The following is a 23,581-nucleotide window of genomic DNA, read 5'->3' as shown; positions in this document are numbered from 1 at the left end:
GAACCATCGCGCACCGCTGATCGGTTGCTTACAGCTGGTCGTTGGGGAGCTGAGTTTCAGTGCGGGTGACGCGGGCGCCCGACGCCGGATCAATCTGAGTCGAGGAGACGGTGGATGATGAGCGGCGGCTAAACATCACGGCGAGTCCGATAGCAAACATGAGGAACCCCGCGCCCATGAGGATGTACCCGACGAGCTGAAGGTCGATCCAGTCGACCTCAAAATTGAGCGCAAACGCCATGATCGCGCCGACGACAAAGATGAAGATTCCGAATCCGATAGTCATGTTGCCTCCTTGTGGGACCGTCGCCGCGAGTTTAGGGGAGTAGCGCCCGAACCGAAAGGGGTTAGCCCGACGCGGCTGCTGCTGCGTGACGTCTACGGTGGATTCGCACGCGGTGCGGGCGGGTGCGGCTGCGGTCACCCCAGGGTCACCCCCAGCGGTCACTCCCCGTGGTCACTCCCAGCCGCTGCGTATTGTTCGGCAATGGCACGTCCGGCTGATCTCCCCTGTTCTGCACGAGTGATTGTGCGATTTGGGTCAAAAACACGGCGTGTCGCGGCGATTGCCGGTTTTGCTCGTGCACAACAGGGGTGGCGGCGGGGCGGAACCACCCTGCTCGTGCAGAACAGGGTTGGGACGGGGCGGAACCATGCTCGCTCGTGCAGAACAGGATTGGCGGCGGGCGGAACCATGTGAGGGGTGGGCTCTCCTCCCTCACGAATGAAATGCGGGATGGCAGCGATATTGGCTGGTCTGGCTGGCCGCCCGCAGGGCGGTTTGTTCGGCAATGGCAACTCTCCGGCTGATCTCCCCTGTTCTGCACGAGTGATTGCGCGATTCGGGTCAAAAGCACGGCGTGTCGCGGCGATTGCCGGTTTTGCTCGTGCAGAACAGGATTTTGTTCGTGCAGAACAGGATTGGCGGCGTTGCAGAACAGGATCTTGCTCGTGCAGAACAGGATTGGCGGCGGGGCGGAACCACCCTGCTCGTGCAGAACAGGGATGGTTCCGCTCTTCTGCACGGCCGTTCCGGTTTTCAGCAACCCATGGTTCCGCTCTTGTCCCATGCGGCACTGGGTTTCAGCAACGCGTGGTTCCGTTGGTCAAACGGCGAGGCGCAGGAACCCGGTCATGATGAGTTCGCGAACGCGGGGGAGGAGGTCAGCGCGGAGGCTCGTGGCGTCAAGCTCCATCAGCTCGGCGATGGCGTCGTTGATTTGTTGCACGGAGAGTTCGCCGTCGCAGGCGCCGACGAGGGCCGCGAGGTCGGGGTCGACGGAGAGGGCGCGGCCGAAGCCGGAGCCCTGGTTGAGTTCGATGACGGTGGGGTCTTCCGCGCCGGGAAGGTAGTGGCGCTTCTCGGTGACATCGGGCGCGGTGATGAGGTGCAGCGCCGCGAGCTCATCGTCGCTCAACGCGACGGTGGCGTCGTGGGCGGCGAGCATGTCGGCGAGATGTGCACCGATGGTTCCCTCCGCCGGAATCGGCGTGGTGACGCGCTCAAAGCGGCGAAGTGTCGGCTCGCCGTCGAGGGGTCGGCGCAGCAGCACATAACCAAACCCGATGGCGGTGACGTTGCGGTGCGAGAAGTCGTCGAGCCACGCGTCGAGAAGCTGCTCGTGCGCGGCGGTGCCCTGCACGGTTCCGCCGTCGCGAATCCACAGTGCGGCGTATTCGGCGGGGTCGAGTTGTTCGCGCTCGATCACCCAGGCGTCGAGCGGAACGGGGGAGTTTTCGACCCAGGCCCGCACGCGGTCGAGGCCGTCGGTACCCCAGCGGTACTCCCAGTTGCCCAGAAACTGCGCGATGCCGCCGGGTGCGAGGTGCTCGCCGACGCCCGCGAACACCGCCGCGACGAGGTCATCGCCCTGCATGCCGCCATCGCGGTATTCGTACGCGGGTACGTCGTCGCGGCGCGGCGTAATGACAAACGGAGGGTTAGACACGATGCGATCAAACGTTTCGCCAGCCACCGGCTCAAACAGGCTGCCGGCGCGCACATCAATGTCGGTGACGCCGTTGAGGAGTGCGTTGAATCGGGCGAAGGCGAGGGCGTTCTCGGAGATATCGGTGGCGACAACGCGCTCGGCATGCCGACGCGCGCGCAGGGCCTGAATGCCGCATCCGGTGCCGAGGTCGAAGACGCTGCGCGCGGGGGTCGGAACCTGCAGTGCGGCGAGCGTGAGCGATGCGCCGCCGACACCCACGACGTGGTCATCGGGGAGCGCGCCGCCGAGCGCCGTCTCGTCAAGGTCGCTCGCGACCCACCATTCGCCGGCGCCGGCTTCATCGACGAAGGATTGCGGCCGGATCAGCACGGTCGGCGTGCTGAGGTCAGCGCCTGCGACGAGACCGAGGGTGTGCAAACCGTCGAGGCCGAGTGTCGGGAGCGCGGCGGCCAGGTCGCTGCTCGGCTGTGCGACGCCAAGCACGAAGAACCGTGCGAGCACGGCGGTGGCATCGGTGCGGTTCTTCAACGCACGCAACGCGGGCACCCTGGTTCCGCGGGCGAAAGCGTTGTCGGCGGCGACGCCCCACGCCGCGCGAATGCTCTCCGAGGTGAATCGCGCATCGCGCAGGTCGGTGGCGAGGGCGGCGATTAGAGTGGCGTCAGCGTGAATATGCACCTCTCTATTGCAACACGCGTTGCTTCAGGTCGCTGGTACGCAGACGGAACCACAAATCTGCGGAATTTGAGGGCGCGAAGTATGAAGTATTCGCAGATCACTCGCCCCCATCGCAGATCACTCGCCCCCAACACGGCACCGACGTAATCTGCGGGGGTGACGTAGCGCACGCCACTTGTCCCCACAGGAGGTTGTATGTCAATCAAGCGCATTGCCGGCACCATCATGGTTGCCGGAATTCTCACGTTCGGAGCGATGCCGCTGGTGGCTACCTCCGCCACTGCCGCCCCTCATTCCGAACAGATGGACGGTAGCGACCACGGCAACAGCAACAAGCCGGCTCGCGTTGACCCGCAGCCCGACAAGGGCAAAGACTGCATGGACCACGGAAACTGGGGTGGCGTCAACGAAGACCACTGCGGTGGAGAAAAGTAGTCCGCAATAAAAGTCGAACGGTGTCGCGCATTTCGGATCTGCGCGGCACCGTTCGCTATGTTCGAAGCGTCTTATTCTTTGAGCGACGGAGGAACCATGGCCGAAGTTGAAAGCTTCACGCTGGATCACACCGCAGTGCTGGCACCCTACATTCGCCTCATCGGTGTTTCTGCCGGGCCTCGGGGCGACGAAATCTCCAACTTTGACGTGCGCTTTGTGCAGCCGAACGAGGGCGAGATTCCGACGGCCGGCCTGCACACGATCGAGCACCTGCTCGCTGGATTGCTTCGTGATCGTCTCGAAGGTGTCATCGACATTTCGCCATTTGGCTGCCGCACCGGCTTTCACCTCATCACGTGGGGTCAACCGTCCGTTGAAGACGTTGCCGTCGCGGTGACCGAGAGCCTCGAATTTATTGCGAACGAGGCCGAATGGGGCGACGTGCAGGGCGTATCGCCCGAAGGCTGCGGAAACTACCGCGATCACAGCCTGCACAGCGCACGCGAGTGGGCAAAGCTCATCGTGGCGCAGGGCCTCAGCCGCGACGCGTTCCGCCGCGTCGGCGTTTAGCACGGCGGGGCCGCACGCGAGCTCCGCGAGACGGAACGCGCTACCCGGGGAGGCGTGGTCGGATTCTCGCCGCGCTGCCAGGGTGGCGACAGGGTTGCGCCATAGAATCAAGGCAGTCGTGTGGCGTGTGTTCACCCGACCACTGTGACTATGACCACGACGCGACCTCTATCTACAGCCCTGCGCTGGCGCCACGCGGCGACACTGTGCACCGCGGCGCTTGTGGTTGGTTCTGGTCTGATCATGGCTCCCGCCGCTTTCGGGGCGACAACTCCGACGCCCACCCCGAGCGCTTCGGTCACACCGACCGACACGACCCCAGAGCCTTCGCCTTCGCCCACCGCGGGTCTTGGTTCCATCGTCGCCGCCCCCCGAGCCGGTGGCATCTTTCAGCCCGGCAGTGAGCTCATCGTCGACATGCGGCTCGACAACGGTGCCGCGGCGCTCGTTGCCGGCACGGCGACCCTGCGCATTGGTTCCGCCCCTCTCACCGACGAGGGCGCGATTAGCGATTGGCTCAGCAACGACCCGGCCGGGGTCACGCTGACAGACGTCGGAACCCTCGCGGTCGACCCGCAAGCTGCAGACGCCACGACCGATATCGAGGTGCACGGCTCTCGAATTCTCGCGCCACTCACCAGCCTCACGCCCGGTGTGCACCCGATTCAGGTTTCGTACGTTTCAGGCACGGTCACCTACACGGACAATGCCGTCATCACGGTGCCCGAGCCCGGCGACAACGTTTCTGTCGTGGTTCCGTTTACCGCCCCCGCCATCTCAAGGGGCCTGCTTTCGGCCGACGCACTCGCCGAACTCACCGCCGAAGACGGCGACCTCACGCTCGCACTGCATGCGGCGCAACAGGCCAATGTGATCGTGGTGGTTGATCCGGCGATCCTCGCATCGATGCGGGCTCTGGGGGCATCGGCACCGACGTCGGTGCAGAACTGGCTCGATGATTTTGACGAGCTCGATAACGACATCTTTGTGTTGCCCTTTGCCGACGCTGACGTTGCGACGCTGGTTGCCGCGGGCGTTGCCGACCTTGCCCCCACCTCGCTCACGCGTTACCTCGACGCCAGTTTCTCGCCGGTCGTCGACGGCACCACCCCGGCGCCAACGGCAACGCCGAACGCCGCGCCGACGCTCGAAGAGCTGTTGACGATCGACGGTGCCGTTGATGACTTGGTATGGCCGGCGGGCGGAACCATGACGCAGGCGACGGCAGAGTGGGCGGTTAGCGAAGGCAAGACGGTGCTCGTTTCTTCGGCACAGGTTGATACCTCGCAGGTGCATGTGACGTTGGAGGGGAGCGGAACCGACGCCCTGGTCTACGACGCCGAGCTGTCGGCCGCAGTCTCGCTCGCGGTATCAGAAGCCGACGCCGTTGTGCGAAACGATGACCTCAGCGAAGTGCTTGCCCAGGCGAACGTCACCGGCGACGGGCGGGCGCTCATTGCGCTCGATCGCGACGTGGAGTGGAACGAAGCCGCTGCGACCGAGACTCTGGGCGCACTGCGCGATGCCTCAAGCGGCCGTTTGGCCGGTGAAGTGATCTTGCGTGCGCAAACCGCCGTTCCGGCCGCACTGACCGGCGCACCGGAACCAACGGATCGCGCCGCCGTACTCACCTCACTGCTGCAGAATGAGAAGCCGCTCGCCGAGATGGCCGTGGTGTTGACGGACCCCACGCTGATCACGGGCGCCGAGCGTGCGGAGATTCTGCAACTGTTCTCAGTCGCGTGGCTGGGGGAGAAGAAGTGGGATGAACAGATTGCCGCGCACCGCGAAGCAGTTCATCAAACGCTGACGGCAATCGATATTGCACCTGTCTCGACCATCCAATTTTTGACGAGCGGCTCGTCTATTCCGTTGCAGGTACGTAATGATTTGCCGTTTGCCGCGACCCTCAAGTTGTGGGCGCAGCCCGATGACTTCCGGCTTACGGTGGAGTCTCCCACGACAGTTCAAGCCCAGGCTGGCGCGGTGACAAAGGTGTTGATTCCGGTGACCGCGGGCCTCGGCAACGGCGACGTCACCATTCGGTTCTGGCTCACCGCCGAGAACGGTCACGAGATCGGTGGCCCCATGTACACCGACGTTCTGGTGCGCGCCGAGTGGGAGAAGTTTGGCATCACCGCACTGATCGCTCTCGTGGTGTTGCTTTTCGCCGGCGGTATATACCGCACGGTGCATAAGCGCAGGCGGGAACGGGCGATAGCGGCTGATTCGGTTGAGGGTTCGGCTGAGGTTGAGGCTGGGGCTGGGGATTCGGCTGCTGATTCGGCTGGATCCGACGCTGGCGCCGACGCAACGAGTGACGCGGGTGACGCGGAACCATCAACGCAGGCGAGCGACGAAAACCACAAGGATTCGCATGGCTAACATCGGGCGCGCAAGCGCGTTTATTGCGGCGGGCACCCTCGTCTCGCGGCTCACCGGCCTCGTGCGCACCATGGTGCTCGTCACTGCCATCGGCGTGTTCGCCGTTGGCGACGCATTTAACACCGCGAACGGTCTGCCCAACCAGATCTATGCTCTCGTCTCCGCTGGCCTACTGACGGCCATCGTGGTTCCGCAGGTCGTCAAGGCCGCGCGCAACGCCGACGGCGGCTCAGCCTTTATCTCCAAGCTGTTCACCATCGGTATCGTCGGGCTCTTCGCCGTCACGGTGGTGGCGATGATCGCCGTGCCCTGGCTGGTTGAACTGTACTCGCCAGAATTCTCACCCGCGCAGAAGGGGCTTGCCACCGCGCTTGCCTACTGGTGCGTGCCGCAGCTGTTCTTCTACGGCGCGTTCGCCCTTATTGGTGAGACACTCAACGCGCGAAACGTGTTCGGCCCGTACGCGTGGGCGCCCGTGGTCAACAACATCGTCTCGACCGCCGGCTTCGCGCTCATCATTTGGTTGTACGGCGGCAATCTCACCGACATCGCAGACTGGACGCCAGAGCGCATTGCACTGCTTGGTGGTTCTGCCACCCTCGGCATTGCGGTGCAGTTCTTTGCGCTGCTGCTGTTCTGGAAGCGCGCCAAACTGCGCGTGCGCCCCGACTTTCACTGGCGCGGCGTCGGCCTCGGCGAAGTGGTCAAGATGGCCGGATGGACCTTCTTGATGGTGTTGGTAGGAACCATCGGTGGCATCGTGCAGAGCCAGGTTGTCTCTGAGGCATCGGGTGCACTGGAAGGCAACCCCGCTGGCCTCGTAATGAGCAACGCGTGGCTCGTGTATATGGTTCCGTACTCGGTGATCGTGCTCTCCATCGGCACGCCGTACTTCACGCGCATGAGCGAACTGGGCAGTGCGGGGGAGACGGAACGGCTACGCGAAACGATCGACTCGTCGATTCGCACCCTCGGCTTCTTTATTGTGCTCGCGACCGCCGTGCTTGCCGCCGGCGCGCTGCCCGCCACCAGAATCTTCACCAACTCGGCCGCGGAGGCCGCTGTTTCGGCGCCCGTGCTGCTGGCTTACCTCGTCAACCTCATTCCGGTGGCGATTCTGTTTGTCATTCAGCGCATGTTCTACATTCTGGGCGACACCCGCACGCCGTTCTTCTTCACGTTGCTGCAGGGTATGCTCGTCGTCATCTCGGCCTACTTGGCGGCCGCCTTCTTGCCACTCGAACTGCTGGCAGCGGGCGTTGCGCTTGGCCAGTCGGTGGCGACGATCGTGCAACTCATCGTCGCAACGATTCTATTGCGGCGTCGATTTGGCTCACTGATGGCCGGCTCGTGGCTGCGCGGATACGCGCGATTCGGTGTTGCCGGCCTCATTGCCGGTCTGGCCGGGTGGGGCATTTGGCAGCTGCTCGGCGGTGCCGACAGCTGGATGCTTGACTCCAAGATCTTCGGCATCGTCGGCCTGGGCATCATCGGTGTCGTCGCCGGTGCCGTGTACATCGGGGTGCTCGCCATCGTGCGTGCCCCGGAACTTTCCGTCGCAACAGACACAATCAAACGGTTCCGCCGCCGCTCGGCGGAATAACCCGCGGTTACGATGGGTTTACATACCTGAAAGCCAGGAGGAAAAGTGCGTCAGGTCACCATTATCGGATCCGGTCCCGCCGGATTGACGGCAGCCATCTACACCGCTCGCGCGGGGCTCGAGCCGCTTGTCATTGCGAGCTCGGTCGAAGCCGGCGGTGAGCTGATGAAGACCACTGAGGTCGAGAACTTCCCCGGTTTTCCCGATGGCATCCAAGGCCCCGAGCTCATGGAAAAGATGCAGGCCCAGGCCGAGAAGTTTGGCGCCGAGGTCGCTTACGCTGACGCGGTTGAGCTTGACCTCAACGGGCCCGTGAAGAAGATCACGCTCGGCAACGGCACCGTCGTTGAGTCGCAGACCGTGATCTACGCGACCGGCTCTGCCTACCGCAAGCTGGGTCTACCGGGCGAGGAGCGCCTCTCCGGTTACGGCGTCTCGTGGTGCGCGACGTGCGACGGCTTCTTCTTCCGCGACCGTGTGATTGCTGTCGTTGGCGGCGGCGACTCGGCCATGGAGGAGGCAACCTTCCTCACGCGCTTCGCGTCGAAGGTCTACGTCATCCACCGCAAAGACACGCTGCGTGCCTCCAAGATCATGCAGGAGCGCGCCATGGCGAACGAAAAGATCGAGTTCATTTGGAACACCGAGGTCGTTGACGTCGTCGGCGACGGCGCTGTCAACTCGCTGCAGCTACGCAACACTGTCGATGGTTCCGAGGGCACGCTCGACGTTCAGGGCCTGTTCATCGCCATCGGTAACGACCCGCGCACGCACCTCGTGCATGGCAAGGTTGATCTGACGGCCGACGGAACCATCTGGGTTGACGGTCGCTCGTCGAAGACCACGGTTCCTGGCGTTTTCGCGGCCGGTGACGTGCTCGACCCGACGTACCGACAGGCTGTCACGGCGGCCGGCTCTGGCACCGTTGCCGCCCTCGACGCGGAGCACTACCTCGCAGCGCTGGCCGATGGTTCCGCCGCTGACGTGGCGACCGCCCCGGTCTAGCGGAACATTCGCCGGCACGCCGGCGTTACAGACTCTGAGGGCGCTCGCGCCCCAACAACAGAAAGAAGAATCATGACGGCACAGGCAACGAGTTCGGCAACGTGGGACGCCGACGTTCTGCAGGCTGAGGGCCCGGTTCTGGTCGACTTCTGGGCGGAATGGTGTGGCCCGTGCCGCGCAGTTTCGCCGATTCTCGACGAGATCGCAGCCGAGCACACCGGCAAGATCACCATCGTCAAGCTGAACGTTGACGAGAACCCTGACCTCGCGATGAAGTACCAGATCACGTCGATTCCGGCGATGAAGGTCTTCAACAAGGGTGAGGTTGAGACCACGATCATCGGCGCTAAGCCGAAGGTCGCGCTCGAGGCTGACCTCGCGAAGTACCTCGGGTAATTCCGCGCGTCACTTTTGTGACGTAAGGGGTCTCCGGAACCATTGACGTGGTTCCGGAGACCCCTTTGTTCGTTGAGCGAGCGCCCTTGTTCGTTGAGCGAGCGCAGCGAGTCGAAACGTCTTTAATCAGATGTCTCAGCCCGTCGTTCACGGCGCTCAGCTGCACTCCAGCCCACGACAGCATCGACCCCGCCTGCGGCGAATGCGAGCCGTTTACGGCGGCTCCATCCCTGTATGCGCTTTTCCCAAGCGAAGGCCTCGTCGATGCGTTCGAACTCAGCAAACCAGAACAGCTCAACGGGCAATCTTCGTCGGGTATAGGCAGCGCCGTCACCGACCTGATGTTCTGCGAGGCGTCGTTCGAGATCTACCGTGCTGCCGACGTAGAGTGTGTCATCAGCGCAACGAAGCATGTAAACAAAGGCCATGCGGTGGAGCATAGGCTCCCGCATACGCATCTCATCCATACTGTCCACAGCTCAACCCACGCACCCAACCCGGTCGTTGAGCGAGCGCAGCGAGCCGAAACGCACCCACGACCCTCACAACGACACAACGTTTCGACTCGGACGCTACGCATCCTCGCTCAACGACCACCCCACCCCGGACGTTGAGCGAGCGCAGCGAGCCGAAACGCACCGAAACCCTCACAACGACACAACGTTTCGACTCGGACGCTACGCATCCTCGCTCAACGCCCGACCCACCCCGGACGTTGAGCGAGCGCAGCGAGCCGAAACGCACCCACGACCCTCACAACGACACCACGTTTCGACTCGGGCGCTACGCATCCTCGCTCAACGACCACCCACCCCCGGTCGTTGAGCGAGCGCAGCGAGCCGAAACTCACCGAAACCCTCACAACGACACAACGTTTCGACTCGGGCGCTACGCATCCTCGCTCAACGACCACCCCACCCGGTCGTTGAGCGAGCGAAGCGAGCCGAAACGCACCGAAACCCTCACAACGACACGACGTTTCGACCCGGACGCTACGCGTCCTCGCTCAACGACCAACCCACCCCGGTCGTTGAGCGAGCGCAGCGAGCCGAAACGCACCGAAACCCTCACAACGACACAACGTTTCGACTCGGGCGCTATGCGTCCTCGGGGTGTGTCAGATTAACGGTGGATCTGGCCTGGCGCATTTCAGTTGATTCGGCCTTCGAAGGTGATCGCGAAGGCGTTGAGTGCGGGCTTCCACCTCGTCACCCAGCGTGCCCGACCCCTGCCAGTGGGGTCAAGCGACCGAGTCACGAGGTAGAGGCACTTCAACGCGGCGGCGTCGTTCGGGAAGTGCCCACGCGCCCTGACCGCGCGGCGGTAGCGGGCGTTGAGGGACTCGATCGCGTTGGTGCTGCAGATGATGCGGCGGATCTCGACGTCGTAGTCCAGGAACGGGATGAACTCCGTCCAGGCGTTCTCCCAGAGCTTGCGGATCGCGGGATACATCGTGCACCACTTCTCGGCGAACTCCTCGAACCTCGCCTTCGCGGCGGCTTCGGTCGGCGCGGTGTAGACAGGGCGCAGGTCACGGGCGATCTGGTCCCAGTACTTGCGCGACGCGAAGCGGAACGTGTTGCGGATCAGGTGGATAATGCACGTCTGCACGACCGCGAGCTCCCACGTCGTGGTGATCGACTCCGGCAAGCCCTTCAGCCCGTCGCAGACCACGATGCACACGTCCTCGACACCGCGGTTCTTGATCTCGGTGAGCACGCCCAGCCAGAACTTCGCGCCCTCGCCGCCATCGCCGGCCCAGATCCCGAGGATGTCGCGCTCCCCGGCCGTGGTGACGCCGACGGCGACGTAGAACGGCTTGTTGCGCACCTGCCCGTCCCGGACCTTCACCACGATCGCGTCGATGAACACCACCGGGTAGACCCGGTCCAGTGGACGGTTCTGCCACTCGGTCATCTCCTCGATCACCTTGTCGGTGATCTTCGAGATCGTGTCCTTGCTGACACTCGCCCCGTAGACGTCGTCGAAGTGCGCCGCGACCTCACCAGTCGTCAGCCCGCGCGCGGTCAGCGACAGGACAATCTCGTCGATCCCGTCCAACCGCCGCTGCCGCTTGCGCACGATCTTCGGCTGGAACGACCCGTCACGATCTCTCGGCACGTCTATCTCGACGGCACCGACCTCGGTGAGCACGGTCTTGGACCGGGTCCCGTTGCGCGCGTTCTCGCCGTTCGATGACGCGTGCTTCTCATAGCCGAGATGCTCGGTCATCTCCGCGTCGAGCGCGGTCTCGAGCACGGTCTTCGTCAGCCCGCCCAGCAGGCCTCCCGGCCCCACGAGGCTGACGCCCTGCTCCTTCGCCTGCGCAAGCAGCTGCTCGGCGATCTGTTGCTGATCGATGATCTCTCCCGTCACAGGATCGATCATCTCGATGGTCTGGCTCATAGCCCTTCCTTTCGGTCAGGCCAGTCCCAGATCCACCGTTTTGCTGACAGTCCCCGTCCTCGCTCAACGGGCGGGGAGTGGTGATGTTTCACGTGAAACGGGGCACTACGTGGCCTCACTCAACGGGCGAGGAGGGGTGATGTTTCACGTGAAACGGCGCGCTACGCGGCGCCGGGGGAGTCGGTGACAACTGCATCCCAGGCGCGATGCGTGTTTGTCTGCCCGAGGAGCTTCCAGACCGTTGGAGTGAGGTCTGGGTACTCGAGTGCGATCTGGCGTAGCACGCGATAGTGTCGAACCTCGTTGGGGCGCCGGCCACCGTTTGACTCGATATTCTCGGCGCGCAGCGAGTACACGACGAGTTCGTCCACCGTGGGCAGCTCTTCCATAAACTCCCACGGGTCTTCGCCATGGCGCAGTCGCTCGTGAATGAGCACGGCACGCTCGTCTGCCGCTTCAGCTCGAAGCAGTTCAAGACTGGCGCGCCGTGGAATACCCTCGGTCACTGCACTGCCGTTCTGGTGTTAGCGAGAACCAAATTCGGCCTCGCCCAGCTCGGTCAGAATTCGATTGAGGTCTTGAATGCTCGCGAATTCAATGTTGACCTGGCCTTTTCGTGCGCCAAGCTGAACCTTGACTCGCGTGTTGAGGCGGTCACCCAAGCGGCTCGCCACATCGTCGAGGTAAGCGCGTCGTGCGCCAGCGCTGGGCTTTGGCTTGCTGCCCGGTGCCGTGCTGATCGTCTTCGCGGCAGCCTCTGCGGCGCGCACCGACAGGTCTTCGTTCACGATCTTTTCTGCGAGCTTCGTCATGCCTTCCAAGCCCTCAACGGAGAGAATGGCGCGGGCATGACCAGCCGAGAGCACGCCGGCCGCAACGCGCTGCTGAACCGCAACGGGCAGCTTGAGCAGACGCAGGGTGTTGCTGATCTGGGGGCGAGAACGACCGATCTGCGTCGCAAGCTCTTCGTGCGTGATGCCGAAGTCTTCGAGAAGCTGCTGGTACGCCGACGCTTCTTCCAGAGGGTTCAACTGCGAACGGTGCAGGTTCTCCAGCAGAGCGTCGCGGAGAAGGTTCTCATCGCTGGTCTCGCGAACGATCGCGGGAATCTTGGAAAGGCCGGCCTCGCGCGAAGCGCGGGTGCGGCGCTCACCCATGATGAGCTCATAGGTTCCGTCTTCCAGCGTGCGCACCACGACGGGCTGCATGACGCCAAACTCCTTGACGGAGTGCACGAGCTCTGCGAGATCTTCGGGGTCAAAGACCGTACGCGGCTGACGCGGGTTGGGAACGATGTCATTCGGGTCAATCTCAATGAGCCGCAGCCCCGGAATGCTCATCAGCTCTGGTTCCCCCACCTCCGTCACCGGCTTTGTGGCGGGGGAGTCCTTCGCAACCGAGGCTCCGGGGAAGAATACGTCGACCGGACGCGCCTCTGCCGCGTCTGACGTCGGAATAAGTGCTCCTATTCCCCGACCCAGTCCCGTTCGCTTAGCCATTAGGCCCGACCTTCCGCTTCGCGTGCGCTCTTGCGCACAATTTCTACTGCTGCCTCACGATAGGCGATTGCGCCCGCCGACTGAGGATCATATGCAACGACCGTCTGACCGAAGCTTGGCGCCTCAGACACACGAACCGAACGCGGAATCACGGTGTCAAGCACCTGTTCCGCAAAGTGTGAGCGTACCTCTTCTGCCACCTGCTGCGCGAGTCGCGTGCGGCCGTCATACATCGTCAACAGAATCGTCGACACATGCAGACGCGGATTGAGGTGCTTCTGAATCATCTGAACGCTGCCGAGAAGCTGGCTAAGGCCCTCGAGAGCGTAGTACTCGCACTGAATCGGAATGAAGACCTCATCAGCTGCGGTGAAAGCGTTGATGGTGAGCAACCCGAGCGAGGGCGGGCAGTCAATGATGATGAAGTGCGGCTTCTCGTCAACCGAGGCGAGGTATTCTTCCAACGCCGTGCGGAGACGATGCTCACGCGCCACCTGGGACACAAGCTCAATCTCGGCGCCGGCGAGGTGAATCGTGCTGGGCGCGCAGAATAGGTTGTCAGACTCGGGGCTCGGCTGAATCACTTCGGCGAGCGGAAACTCGTCAATCAGAACGTCATAGACACTGGGAACATCAGCCGTATGCGGAACCCCGAGAGCTGTCGACGCATTGCCCTGCGGATCAAGGTCGATGACAAGAACGCGGGCACCGAGGTTTGCGAGTGCAGCGGCAACATTTACCGCCGACGTGGTCTTACCGACGCCACCTTTTTGGTTCGAAACCGTCAGAATACGGGTGCTCACCGGGAGATCCACCTTCGTGCTCTCCAACACGCGACGACGAGCGCTGAGATCAGCAAGCTCGCGCGCCAACGGAGTGTCGTCACCAAACGTTGTGGTGTCGTCAGCGGGGGACTGTTTCACGTGAAACACACTCCTTTACGCGCGAAGACCAGCTTTTCTACTCTAGGCGATGCGGGGGACACTTGGCGGGCGTGTTGGGGATTGGGGGAATGGTTCGGGTATGCATCTGACTGTGGAGGGGTGGAACCATGCGGCGCTGGGTTGGTGGGGTTGCGCGCGGGGGGCTGGGTTGCAGGGGTGGGGTTGCAGGGGTGGTTGCGGTGCGGGGCGGAACAGGGGATGAGGGTAGGGCGCTGTCTGCCAGTGGGGGTGGGAATGAGGGGGGCGCTGGGCATGAGTGTGCCGGGGGAGTCGGGGGGAAGTTGGCTTCACGCTCAATCGGACTGGGGTGGTTTCACGTGAAACATGGATTCCGACGGGGGTTAGAGGGGTTGGCCGGTTGGGTACTCGAGGGAATCGGGAGTTGTGGGAGAGGGGGAGGGTGACGATGAGCCGGCCTCGAGTTCATTCATTTCACGCTCTTCGCGGAGAACTTGTCGGTTGCGTCGGCGTTCTGCATTACCCCCGAGACGGAGGTAGATGGTATATCCGCCCAGAATCAGAACCACAACAAGACCGAAAATGCTGAGGAATGGTGCAGCAGCCGGCGTCTGGATGAGCAGGTAGAGCACGCCAACGATCGCCACCAACGCGATGAACGAGAAGATCAGCTTCTTCATACGTGGCGACACCCTTCAACACTTTCGCGGCGACGTTTCACGTGAAACACGCCGAACGGAATGTTCGCATCTTCCACCGAAAAGCCACGTGAGACCTCGGCCAGTACCTGCGTGGATGAGCCATTAACCATTCACCCATCTTGTCATGCCCAGGTTCCCGCCATGTTTCACGTGAAACACTCATCCACGTACGCGAGCCGCATGGTTTTGCAGCCTGAGCCCCATGCCCTCCCATCTCGGCGCTGATCCCCGCCCTCCGCCCGACATCACCACGTTTCGTCTCGGCCACTACGTGTCCTCGCTCAACGGGCGAACCCCGCAATAGCCCGCCGCTCCAGCCAACCCCACCGCGTTTCGACTCGGGCACTACGTGTCCTCGCTCAACGGGCGAACCCCGCGATAACCCGTCGCTCCGCCCGACAACACCACGTTTCGTCTCGGTCACTACGTGTCCTCGCTCAACGGGCGCACCTCCGGATAGCCCACTGATCCGCACAACATCACCACGTTTCGACTCGGGCACTACGTGCCCTCGCTCAACGGGCGAAACCCCCTGTTTCACGTGAAACAAGGGGTTTCTTCAGTGGGCTGAGACCCACCCACCGGACGCGCAGGAGTGGGAGATTAGCCGCGTACTACGCCGCGGAAAACGCGGGTGGATTCGTCGAGGATGCCTTCGCCGAGCACCGAGACCGAGATGTCGGTGACTTTGTGTTTGCGCAGCACCTTTTCGGCCGCGTCGATTTCGTTCTGAACGGAGGCACCCTTGAGGAAAATGACCTCGCCCCCATCGCGCACCAGAGGAGCGGTAAACGGAATCAGGGTACGGAGAGCTGAGACCGCGCGAGCGGTCACGGCGTCAAGCACGGCGCCTTCGGGCCATTCTTCGCCACGGCCGCGGAAAACAGTCACGTTCTCGAGCCCGAGCGCCTCAACCTGCTCGTTCAACCAGGTGACGCGGCGTTCCATGGGCTCGATGAGCACCCACTCCACATCGGGTCGAGCGATCGCCAGCACCAGGCCAGGTAGGCCGGCGCCGGAACCAACATCACCGACGCGTCCCGAGAACAGGGGAGCAGTAATCGCGCTGTTGAGAATGTGTCGGGTCCAGAGGCGTGGAAGTTCCAGCGGCCCGATCAGGCCGCGCTCTTCACCCTGGTCTGCGAGTGCCTGGGTGAAGGCGCGTGCCTTATCGATGTTGTCGCCAAACAGCGTGACTGCCGCTGCGGGTTCTTGTTCGAGCGTCATAAATGTTTCACGTGAAACTAGGCGCGGCGCAGCACGGTGTGGCGCTCGGCGCCGTCACCATATGACTCAGAAATCAAACCGCGGTCCGACACGATGTCGTGCACCAGCTTGCGCTCGTACGATGACATCGCCGGCAGTGACGCCTGTGATGCACCTTCGTCGAGACGGGCAATAGCGCGGTCGACGAGCTTCTCGAGCTCCACCTGGCGAGCATCGCGCGATCCGCCGATGTCCAGAATTACGCGGGAAAAGTGACCCGTCTTGTTCTGCACGGCGAGGCGCGTGAGCTCTTGCAGAGCCTGCACCGTCTCCGGGTCCGAGAGCGTGCGCAACGAGGTTCCGTCGCTCTCAACCGAGACATAGGCCCGACCCTGGCGAACATCAAGCTCAAGGTCGCCGTCGATGTCGGCAATGTCGAGCAGACCTTCGATGTAGTCGGCCGCGATGTCGCCCTCTTGCTCGAGGTCGGCAGCTTCGGTCGGTTCGTTCGTGGGTGCGTCAGTCATCATCGCGTCCTACTTCTTCTTTGCGCCGGCAAGGCCGTCATCAGTGCCGTCGTCGGAGCCATCGGTGGGCTCTTTCGGTGCCGGATTGTTCTGCTTCTGCGCCTGCTTCTTCGCGCGGTTCTTACCCATGGGCTGCTCGCGCTTGGGCTGCTGTGCCTTGCGCTTTTCAGCCTCTTCGAGGAGGCGCTGCTGCTCAGCCTCGTACTCGACGAGGGAGATGACGTTGCCCTTGGCATCGAGTGCCTTGCCACGCTTGAGCAGACGAGCCTCACGGGCCTTTGCGGCGTCGGAACCAGGAGTCGGCATGTTGCGGATCACGATGAACTGCTGGCCCATGGTCCACAGGTTCGAGATGAACCAGTAGATGACAACACCGAGCGGGAAGAAGACACCGGAGAATACGAAGGCGAACGGAAGGACATAGAGCATGACCTTCTGAATCTGGTAGGCCTGACCGGTCTTAGCCTCGGGGGAGAGGTTCTTCGAAACGATCTGCAGCTGCGTGAAGAACTGCGAAGCGATCATCAGCACAACGAGAATCACGAGGATCGTGACGGTGGCTTCCCAGCCGGCGTTCTTCGCTTCAAGCGACCCCATCAGCGAGTCGTGCAGCGATGCCACACCAAACAGCTTGGCGTCGTAGAACTGCTGCGTCAGGGTCTCGTTCAGCAGGCCAACACCACCGTCGCCCGCCTTGGCGTGCTTGGTGACGTCGTTGAGCACCGAGAACAGCGCGAAGAAGATCGGCATCTGCACCAGCAACGGCAGGCAGCCAGAAACCGGCGTGGTGCCGTGCTTCTTGTACAGCGCCATCGTCTCGCGGCTCATCGCCTCACGGCTGAGCTGATCCTTCTTGCCCTTGTACTTAGCCTGTACTTTTCGCAGTTCAGGAGCAATTTCCATCATGCGGCGCTGGCTCTTGATCTGCTTCACCGTCAGCGGAACAAGCGCCGAACGAACGACGATCACCAGACCAACAATGGCGAGCACCCACGTGGTTCCGCTCGCAGCGTCCATGCCAAGGGCGGTGAGCACCCAGTGCCACGCAACCAGGATCGCTTCGACGGCCCATTTCAGGGGCCAAAGAATGATGGAAAACAGATCCACGGATCAGTCCTTTCCAGACGGCACGACAAACCCACGCGGCGTGAGTCCGTGTCGAAAATGCGGATGAGGGGGAACATCGTCTTCGCCGCCCTGAGCCCAGGGATGGCAGCGGGCGATACGCGCCGCGGCCTTCGCCGACCCCTTGACGAGGCCGTGTTGCTGCAGAGCACCAACGGCATAGGCGGAACAAGACGGGTAGTACTTGCAAACATCGCCGTAGATCGGGGAGATCACCGCACGATACGCGGTCATCACACCGATTGCCGCGTTGCGCGGCCACAGCGGAACGGAACGGAAGAAATCCGGAACCGCGAATTGAGCGGTGCCGCGAGCGTACGTTGGCAGCGCGCTCGTCATGATGCCTTCTTCTCCAAAGACCGTCGAACCTCGTCGCGTAATGACTGATAGTCGTTGTCGGCAGACGACGGAAGGGCGCGGATGACTACATCCGCGCCCATTCTCACCGAAGGCAATGCTTCGGAACAGATCGCTTTGAGGCGACGGCGGATCGTGTTTCTGACGACCGCCGTGCCAACCTGCTTGCTCACGATGAAACCAAACCGTGCCGGACGCTCTTCACCCGTCAGGGTGACGTACGTGATGGTTTGGGCGCCCGCACTTCGTACCCCGCGTCGCACAACTGCTTTGTAGTCGGCTCCGCGGGTAATTCGGTGTGGTCTCGCGAGCACCGCGGGTGTTACGCCGAGATCTCGGTGCGACCCTTTGCACGACGTGCAGAAAGGATCGCGCGGCCCGCGCGGGTGCGCATGCGGGCACGGAAGCCGTGCTTCTTGGCGCGGCGGCGGTTGTTCGGCTGGAAAGTACGCTTGCTCATGGGTCACTCCGGAGATGCAGTCACCGGGATGAGTGCTTCCGGGGACTTACGGACAAGGGTTGATGCACCTGTAAAGGGGCATAAGTCAACCGATTTAGGCTACGACTTTCCCGGCCAACAAGCAAACTGAGACCCAAACTTGTGATTATCCCCATCTTGGGCCCAAACCCCCGAAGACACGCACAAATCCGCCGTAGAGTGGAGGTTGCTCTTGCAATCCCGGCTCGCTAGCGTTGCACAAACGCCGGGTTATCCACAGCATGAACTCAGGTTCTTTGCGCAATTCCGTTGGGGGAACAACAGCCATGACGCAGCACGACATTCCGGATGTTCCCGTCTGGAAAGCCGTATTGCAGCACCTCGCGACGGATGACCGTGTCACACCTCAGATGCACGGATTCCTCAACCTTGCCGTCGCGCAAGGTGTCATGGGCGGAATGCTGTACATCCTGGTTCCAAACGATCTCACCGCCGGCCAGCTCAAGCGCATTAAGCAGCCGATGAGCGAGGCGCTCGCCGCCGTCGGCGGCAACGAAGCCACCGGTTTTCGGGTGGCGGTTGACCCCGAACTCAACGAAACGCAGATCACCGCACCGGTAACCGTGCACGAAACGTCGATTCCGCGGCCCATTGAAGAGCCGGCTCCGGAACCAGTACAGATGCACAATTCGCGTCACGATACGAGGCTGAACCCGAAGTACACCTTCGACAGCTTCGTCATCGGCCAGTCAAACCGCTTTGCGCATGCGGCGGCCGTTGCTGTGGCTGAGGCGCCGGCCAAGGCATACAACCCGCTGTTTATTTATGGCGATTCCGGCCTCGGCAAGACTCACCTGCTGCACGCGATCGGCGATTACGCCATCAACCTCTACGCCGGGGTGCGCGTTCGCTACGTTTCCAGCGAAGAATTCACCAACGACTTCATCAACTCGATCGCCAACAACCGTGGTTCCGCTTTTCAGGCGCGCTACCGTGACGTCGATATTCTGCTGATTGACGATATTCAGTTCTTGCAGGGTCGGGCCGAGACGCAAGAGGCGTTCTTCCACACGTTCAACACGTTGCACGACCACGACAAGCAGGTTGTGATCACGAGTGACGTCGCCCCGAAGCTGCTCACCGGGTTTGAAGACCGCATGCGCTCACGCTTCGAGTGGGGTTTGATCACCGATGTGCAGGCACCCGACCTTGAAACGCGCATCGCCATTCTGCGCAAGAAGGCGCAGAGCGAACGTCTGCAGATTCCCGATGAGGTGCTGACGTACATCGCCACGATGGTGTCGTCGAACATTCGTGAGCTCGAGGGTGCGCTGATTCGTGTGTCGGCCTTCGCGAGCCTCAACCGCTCGACGCTTGATATGGGTCTGGCGCAAACCGTGCTGCGCGACATTGTTGATCAGACCGAGGCGAACGTGATTTCGCCGACCGACATCATCACCGTCACTGCCCAGTACTTCAAGTTCACGGTCGACGACCTTTATGGTTCCAGCCGCTCACAGGCGGTGGCGACTGCCCGCCAGATCGCCATGTACCTGTGCCGTGAGCGCACGAGCCTGTCGCTGCCGAAGATCGGCCAGCTTTTCGGCGGCCGCGACCACACCACCGTGATGTACGCGTACAAGAAGATCGCTGAGCTCATGAAAGAGCGTCGTTCGATCTACAACCAGGTCACCGAGATCACCGCACAGCTGAGCCGCCGCTAACGCGCACAATCAATCTCAGCGCGTTAATTTTCGACTTCGCGCCAAAAACCCGGCTTCCATTCGTGAAGCCGGGTTTTTTAGCTGTCAGAAACGATTCTGCGCCCGCTGAGCACTACGGGCCGCGGGCGGTGCGCTACGTCTCCCTATGCCGGTTCAGCGGCCCGGCAGTGCCCGCCAAGCACCGAACATGCAGCGCTCGAAACGATTGCACCGTCAAGCACCGAAACGTCGCATCGAGAGAACCACGCTCAGCGCCCTATTTCGTCGAATTTGGTTCCGGAACCACGTGCTGCGGTCAAAACTCTCGAATTAGGTCGTCAGAACGGATTCTCCGCAGCACGTCGATAACGCTCTGCAGCCCTCTAACGCACCCAACTTCTCGATATCAAAAGTGACCTGGTCGCCTCAAAAACGCGTCAGAAGCCCCGCGACGCGCCCGAGAAGGCTCGAAAACGTAGTTTCACACAGTGTGGATAACTTGTGGATAAATCCCATTTCCTGTCGACGGATTGTGAACGAACTCCGGCAGCCTGTGGAGAACTTGTGATTTCACACGGTTTTCCACAGGCCAGTTCTCCCGCGGAATTACACTGGTTTCCACAACTGACAGCTTTGTAATTCCTTACTCTCGCTTGGGATCCACAGAGTTGTCCACAGTATCCACAGCTGTTAACACTGTTAACCAAATCTCTCTCAATGGGTGTGACTTCCGATGACCTTGACGGATTTGGCTGTGGGCTGTGGCTTGTCCACACAGTGGCGCTAGTGTTGTAACCCCAAGCAGGGAGTTCTAGGGAGCGAACGTGAAGTTCCACGTGAATCGCGACGTTTTCAGCGAAGCCGTCTCGTTCGTCGTCAAGTTGTTGCCGCAGCGCAATCCGCAGCCGATTCTGGCCGGTGTGCTCATCGAGGCCACTGACGAGGGTTTGTCGTTGTCGGCGTTCGACTACGAAGCGTCGGCACGCACCGTCATTGAGGCAACGATCGAAGAGCCGGGCACGATCCTGGTGCATGGTCGTCTGCTCTCCGACATCGCCAGCCGCCTGCCCAACGCCCCCATCGAGCTGGCCACCCAAGACGACGGTGGTATTTTGCTGACCTGCGGTTCGGCGCGATTCACCCTCGCGTCTATGCCGGTCGCGGAATACCCCGCCATCCCCGAGGTGACCGGCGAGTCTGGCCTGGTCCCGGCAGACGAATTTGCAACCGCGATTTCGCAGGTCGGCTTTGCCGCATCGCGCGATGACGTCACCCCGGTGCTGACCGGTGTGCTGCTCGAGGTTTCTGGCACCGAGCTCAGCCTCGTTGCCACCGACCGCTACCGCGTTGCGCTTCGCGATGTGCAGTGGGATGGCCAGGCCGTCGACAGCACCGCCCTGGTTCCGGCTCGCACGCTGCTCGAAGTCGGCAAGACGTTCTCGCACGCCGAAAACATTTCGGTCGCCTTCTCCGGTTCCGGCGATCGCGAGATCATTTCGTTCACCGCCGGCAACAAGACGGTGACGTCGCTGCTGATCAAGGGCAACTTTCCGCCGGTTCGCCGCCTGTTCCCTGAGCAGACTGAGCACTACGCCGTCGTCAACACGGCCGATCTCGTCGAGGCCGTTCGTCGCGTTTCGCTCGTGCTTGACCGCTCGGCGCCGCTGCGTTTCACCTTCACCAACGACTCGGTGACGATGGATGCCTCGGGCAACGAGCAGGCTCGGGCCTCCGAGTCGATCGATGCCACGCTTTCGGGCGGCGATGATGTCGTCATCGGCCTCAACCCGCAGTTCTTGACCGAGGCGCTCGGTGCCGTGAAGAGCGAATTCACGCGCATCACGTTCACCTCGACCGACAACGCGAACAAGCTCAGCCCGGTGCTGATTACCGCGCAGACGTCGGTCGACGGCGCAGGCAACGATAACTTCAAGTACCTGCTGCAGCCCAACCTGCTCCTTCGCTGAGCTCGATGTTTGTCGAGCACCTCGGGCTTCAAGACTTTCGCAACTACGAAACCGCGGAAGTCTCGCTTGCCCGAGGCGCGAACGTCTTTGTCGGCCGAAATGGTCAGGGAAAGACCAACCTCGCAGAGTCGCTGGCGTATCTCGCAACCCTCGGCTCGCACCGAGTTTCGCAAGACGCGCCGCTGGTTCGAGAGGGCAAGGATGCCGCATTTGTGCGTGCCCGCCTCGCCCACGGTGAGCGACGGGTCACCCTCGATCTGCAAATCAACAAGCAGGGTGCCAACAAGGCGCGCGTCAACGGCGCACCGGTAAAGCCCGCCGAGCTGCCGCGATACGCGCACGTGGTGCTCTTTGCACCGGAAGACTTGCAAATCGTGCGCGGCGATCCGTCTGCGCGTAGAAAATTTGCCGATCAGATGCTGATTCAGCGTCGCCCCCGCATGGCCGGAATCATCGCTGACTATGAGCGCGTGCTGAAACAGCGCAACGCGCTGTTGAAATCGGCGCGGTCTCGCGGCGTCAAGGGCGAGGGGCTCTCCACTCTGGACGTGTGGGATGACAAACTCATCACCCTCGGCTCGCAGCTGATCGATGCGCGCCTCGCCTTCGCGGCCGAAATGGCGGCGCCGGTGGCAGCCGCCTACACCGCCATCGCCGGCGCCGATCATTCCCCGACGCTCAGCTGGGTGCTTTCCATTACCGGCGCTGATCCCGAAGAAAACGAGACGTCAACCGCCGGCGCGGAGAGCGGAACCACGGCTGAGCAATTTCGCGCGGCGCTCGCGGCGAAACGGGGGAGCGAGCTGGAGCGCGGCCTCACGCTCGTCGGCCCCCATCGTGATGACCTGCTGCTCACCGTTCGCGGACTCCCCGTCAAAGGCTACGCGTCGCATGGCGAATCGTGGTCGGTCGCCCTCGCGCTGCGCCTTGCCTCGGCCGAACTTCTGCGTGAAGAGCTGAGCGCGGGAGACCCGATTCTGATTCTCGATGACGTTTTCGCCGAGCTCGATGCTCAGCGTCGCACCCGATTGGCCGATCTCGCGGCCGGCTATGAGCAGGTCATCGTGACCTCCGCGGTGGAAGAAGATGTTCCCACCCAGTTGCGGGCACACGTCGTGCGCGTGCAGTCTGGCCAGATCATCGCGATCGAACCACGCGAGACCCCCGAAACATCGGAACCACGCGAGACCCCAAAAACCCCAGAGCCTCGCAGGACGCCCGAGGAGGATGAGCCGTTTTGACCGACAACGCTGACCTCCCCGAGACGCTCTCGACCTATTTACGACTGCGCGGGCTCAAGGCCCCCAATCGCCGGCGCAAGCGCGTGCGCATCGACGAAGATGATCCGGCGGCGCCCTTCATGCCCGGGCGCGACCCACACTCAATCGACAGCGTGCTGGCAGACCTCACGAAAAAGTCCGGGTGGGACCCCCTTCTCGCTCAAGAAGACCTGCTGCAAAACTGGCAAGAAATCGCGGGAGAAGAGACCGCTCAGCACACCACTCCGGTGTCATTGGCCGAGGGCGTGCTCACCATTCGATGCGACTCAACGGCGTGGGCAAAGCAGCTGCAGCTGATGCGTTCCGTCATCATGACGCAGATCGCCGTTCACCATCCCGCGGCCAAAGTTTCATCGATCCGCTTCTTGGGGCCGGACGTACCCTCCTGGAAATGGGGTCCACGCACAGCGCCAGGCCGGGGCCCTCGCGATACCTACGGTTAAAC

Annotated in this window: 24 protein-coding genes; 10 read left to right on the top strand and 14 right to left on the bottom strand. The window is 62.3% G+C overall.

Annotated elements, in window-relative coordinates; translation table 11 throughout:
* Positions 1-28 precede the first annotated feature (28 nt).
* Complete coding sequence (locus tag FVP60_RS11380; protein ID WP_147826406.1) at positions 29-286, bottom strand: DUF6458 family protein; 258 nt, start codon at positions 284-286, stop codon at positions 29-31.
* An 820-nt stretch (positions 287-1,106) separates the two neighbouring features.
* Positions 1,107-2,630 (bottom strand): DUF7059 domain-containing protein, encoded by a 1,524-nt coding sequence (locus FVP60_RS11375; RefSeq protein WP_147826405.1) that lies wholly within the window; start codon positions 2,628-2,630, stop codon positions 1,107-1,109.
* 195 nt (positions 2,631-2,825) lie between these two features.
* Here FVP60_RS11375 and FVP60_RS11370 point away from each other — a divergent pair, with 195 nt between their 5' ends.
* The 6 genes from FVP60_RS11370 to trxA all read left to right on the top strand — a co-directional run bounded on the left by FVP60_RS11370 (position 2,826) and on the right by trxA (position 9,024).
* Entirely contained in the window at positions 2,826-3,065 is a 240-nt protein-coding gene (locus tag FVP60_RS11370; RefSeq protein ID WP_147826404.1) for a hypothetical protein, read from the top strand.
* A gap of 96 nt (positions 3,066-3,161) precedes the next feature.
* Positions 3,162-3,635 (top strand): S-ribosylhomocysteine lyase, encoded by a 474-nt coding sequence (locus FVP60_RS11365; RefSeq protein ID WP_147826403.1) that lies wholly within the window; start codon positions 3,162-3,164, stop codon positions 3,633-3,635.
* 150 nt (positions 3,636-3,785) lie between these two features.
* Entirely contained in the window at positions 3,786-6,020 is a 2,235-nt protein-coding gene (locus tag FVP60_RS11360) for a DUF6049 family protein (protein ID WP_147826402.1), read from the top strand.
* Positions 6,013-7,623: a murein biosynthesis integral membrane protein MurJ gene (murJ, locus tag FVP60_RS11355; protein ID WP_147826401.1), complete on the top strand. Its 1,611-nt coding sequence runs from the start codon at positions 6,013-6,015 to the stop codon at positions 7,621-7,623. Before FVP60_RS11360 ends, murJ begins: the two co-directional genes overlap by 8 nt.
* Positions 7,624-7,668: 45 nt before the next feature.
* The gene (gene trxB / locus FVP60_RS11350) at positions 7,669-8,628 is read left to right on the top strand and encodes a thioredoxin-disulfide reductase (RefSeq protein ID WP_147826400.1); all 960 of its coding nucleotides are present in this window, start codon (positions 7,669-7,671) and stop codon (positions 8,626-8,628) included.
* A gap of 72 nt (positions 8,629-8,700) precedes the next feature.
* Positions 8,701-9,024, top strand: a complete 324-nt coding sequence (gene trxA, locus FVP60_RS11345) for a thioredoxin (protein ID WP_187240657.1) — start codon at positions 8,701-8,703, stop codon at positions 9,022-9,024.
* Between the two features lie 122 nt (positions 9,025-9,146).
* On the opposite strand, the gene FVP60_RS11340 is transcribed toward trxA, so the two are convergent.
* The 12 genes from FVP60_RS11340 to rpmH all read right to left on the bottom strand — a co-directional run bounded on the left by FVP60_RS11340 (position 9,147) and on the right by rpmH (position 18,207).
* Positions 9,147-9,452, bottom strand: coding sequence for a GIY-YIG nuclease family protein (locus FVP60_RS11340; RefSeq protein ID WP_147826398.1), 306 nt, complete (start codon positions 9,450-9,452; stop codon positions 9,147-9,149).
* 721 nt (positions 9,453-10,173) lie between these two features.
* A complete protein-coding gene (locus FVP60_RS11335) occupies positions 10,174-11,412 on the bottom strand; it encodes an IS256 family transposase (RefSeq protein ID WP_425463455.1) in 1,239 nt (412 codons plus the stop codon).
* Positions 11,413-11,591: 179 nt separating this feature from the next.
* Positions 11,592-11,936, bottom strand: coding sequence for a tryptophan synthase subunit alpha (locus FVP60_RS11330; RefSeq protein WP_147826396.1), 345 nt, complete (start codon positions 11,934-11,936; stop codon positions 11,592-11,594).
* An 18-nt stretch (positions 11,937-11,954) separates the two neighbouring features.
* Positions 11,955-12,929 (bottom strand): ParB/RepB/Spo0J family partition protein, encoded by a 975-nt coding sequence (locus FVP60_RS11325; RefSeq protein WP_147826395.1) that lies wholly within the window; start codon positions 12,927-12,929, stop codon positions 11,955-11,957.
* Complete coding sequence (locus FVP60_RS11320; RefSeq protein ID WP_187240656.1) at positions 12,929-13,861, bottom strand: ParA family protein; 933 nt, start codon at positions 13,859-13,861, stop codon at positions 12,929-12,931. The genes FVP60_RS11325 and FVP60_RS11320 overlap by 1 nt, the downstream gene beginning before the upstream one ends.
* Positions 13,862-14,214: 353 nt before the next feature.
* Positions 14,215-14,511, bottom strand: a complete 297-nt coding sequence (locus FVP60_RS11315; RefSeq protein WP_147826393.1) for a hypothetical protein — start codon at positions 14,509-14,511, stop codon at positions 14,215-14,217.
* A gap of 624 nt (positions 14,512-15,135) precedes the next feature.
* Positions 15,136-15,759, bottom strand: a complete 624-nt coding sequence (gene rsmG, locus FVP60_RS11310) for a 16S rRNA (guanine(527)-N(7))-methyltransferase RsmG (RefSeq protein WP_147826392.1) — start codon at positions 15,757-15,759, stop codon at positions 15,136-15,138.
* A gap of 17 nt (positions 15,760-15,776) precedes the next feature.
* Positions 15,777-16,265, bottom strand: coding sequence for a Jag family protein (locus tag FVP60_RS11305; protein ID WP_147826391.1), 489 nt, complete (start codon positions 16,263-16,265; stop codon positions 15,777-15,779).
* 9 nt (positions 16,266-16,274) lie between these two features.
* A complete protein-coding gene (gene yidC, locus FVP60_RS11300) occupies positions 16,275-17,372 on the bottom strand; it encodes a membrane protein insertase YidC (RefSeq protein ID WP_147826390.1) in 1,098 nt (365 codons plus the stop codon).
* Between the two features lie 3 nt (positions 17,373-17,375).
* On the bottom strand, positions 17,376-17,729 hold the full coding sequence (gene yidD, locus FVP60_RS11295) for a membrane protein insertion efficiency factor YidD (protein ID WP_147826389.1): 354 nt from the start codon (positions 17,727-17,729) through the stop codon (positions 17,376-17,378).
* Positions 17,726-18,061: a ribonuclease P protein component gene (rnpA, locus tag FVP60_RS11290; protein ID WP_147826388.1), complete on the bottom strand. Its 336-nt coding sequence runs from the start codon at positions 18,059-18,061 to the stop codon at positions 17,726-17,728. Before rnpA ends, yidD begins: the two co-directional genes overlap by 4 nt.
* Positions 18,062-18,069: 8 nt before the next feature.
* Positions 18,070-18,207, bottom strand: a complete 138-nt coding sequence (rpmH, locus tag FVP60_RS11285; protein WP_147826387.1) for a 50S ribosomal protein L34 — start codon at positions 18,205-18,207, stop codon at positions 18,070-18,072.
* 305 nt (positions 18,208-18,512) lie between these two features.
* Between rpmH and dnaA the strand changes: the two genes are divergently transcribed.
* From dnaA to FVP60_RS11265, 4 genes are all read left to right on the top strand, one after another.
* Entirely contained in the window at positions 18,513-19,910 is a 1,398-nt protein-coding gene (gene dnaA / locus FVP60_RS11280; protein ID WP_147826386.1) for a chromosomal replication initiator protein DnaA, read from the top strand.
* 803 nt (positions 19,911-20,713) lie between these two features.
* Positions 20,714-21,856 carry a DNA polymerase III subunit beta gene (gene dnaN, locus FVP60_RS11275; RefSeq protein WP_147826385.1) on the top strand — a complete coding sequence of 381 codons (1,143 nt, stop codon included), beginning with the start codon at positions 20,714-20,716 and terminating at the stop codon, positions 21,854-21,856.
* 5 nt (positions 21,857-21,861) lie between these two features.
* The gene (recF, locus tag FVP60_RS11270; RefSeq protein ID WP_147826384.1) at positions 21,862-23,097 is read left to right on the top strand and encodes a DNA replication/repair protein RecF; all 1,236 of its coding nucleotides are present in this window, start codon (positions 21,862-21,864) and stop codon (positions 23,095-23,097) included.
* A complete protein-coding gene (locus tag FVP60_RS11265) occupies positions 23,094-23,579 on the top strand; it encodes a DciA family protein (RefSeq protein ID WP_147826383.1) in 486 nt (161 codons plus the stop codon). The genes recF and FVP60_RS11265 overlap by 4 nt, the downstream gene beginning before the upstream one ends.
* Positions 23,580-23,581: the final 2 nt, after the last annotated feature.

Source organism: Microbacterium mitrae, from assembly GCF_008017445.1.
In the GTDB taxonomy this organism is placed as follows: domain Bacteria; phylum Actinomycetota; class Actinomycetes; order Actinomycetales; family Microbacteriaceae; genus Microbacterium; species Microbacterium mitrae.
The sequence above is the reverse complement of the archived record's forward strand: the minus strand, read 5'-3'. Positions and strand labels throughout refer to the sequence as shown.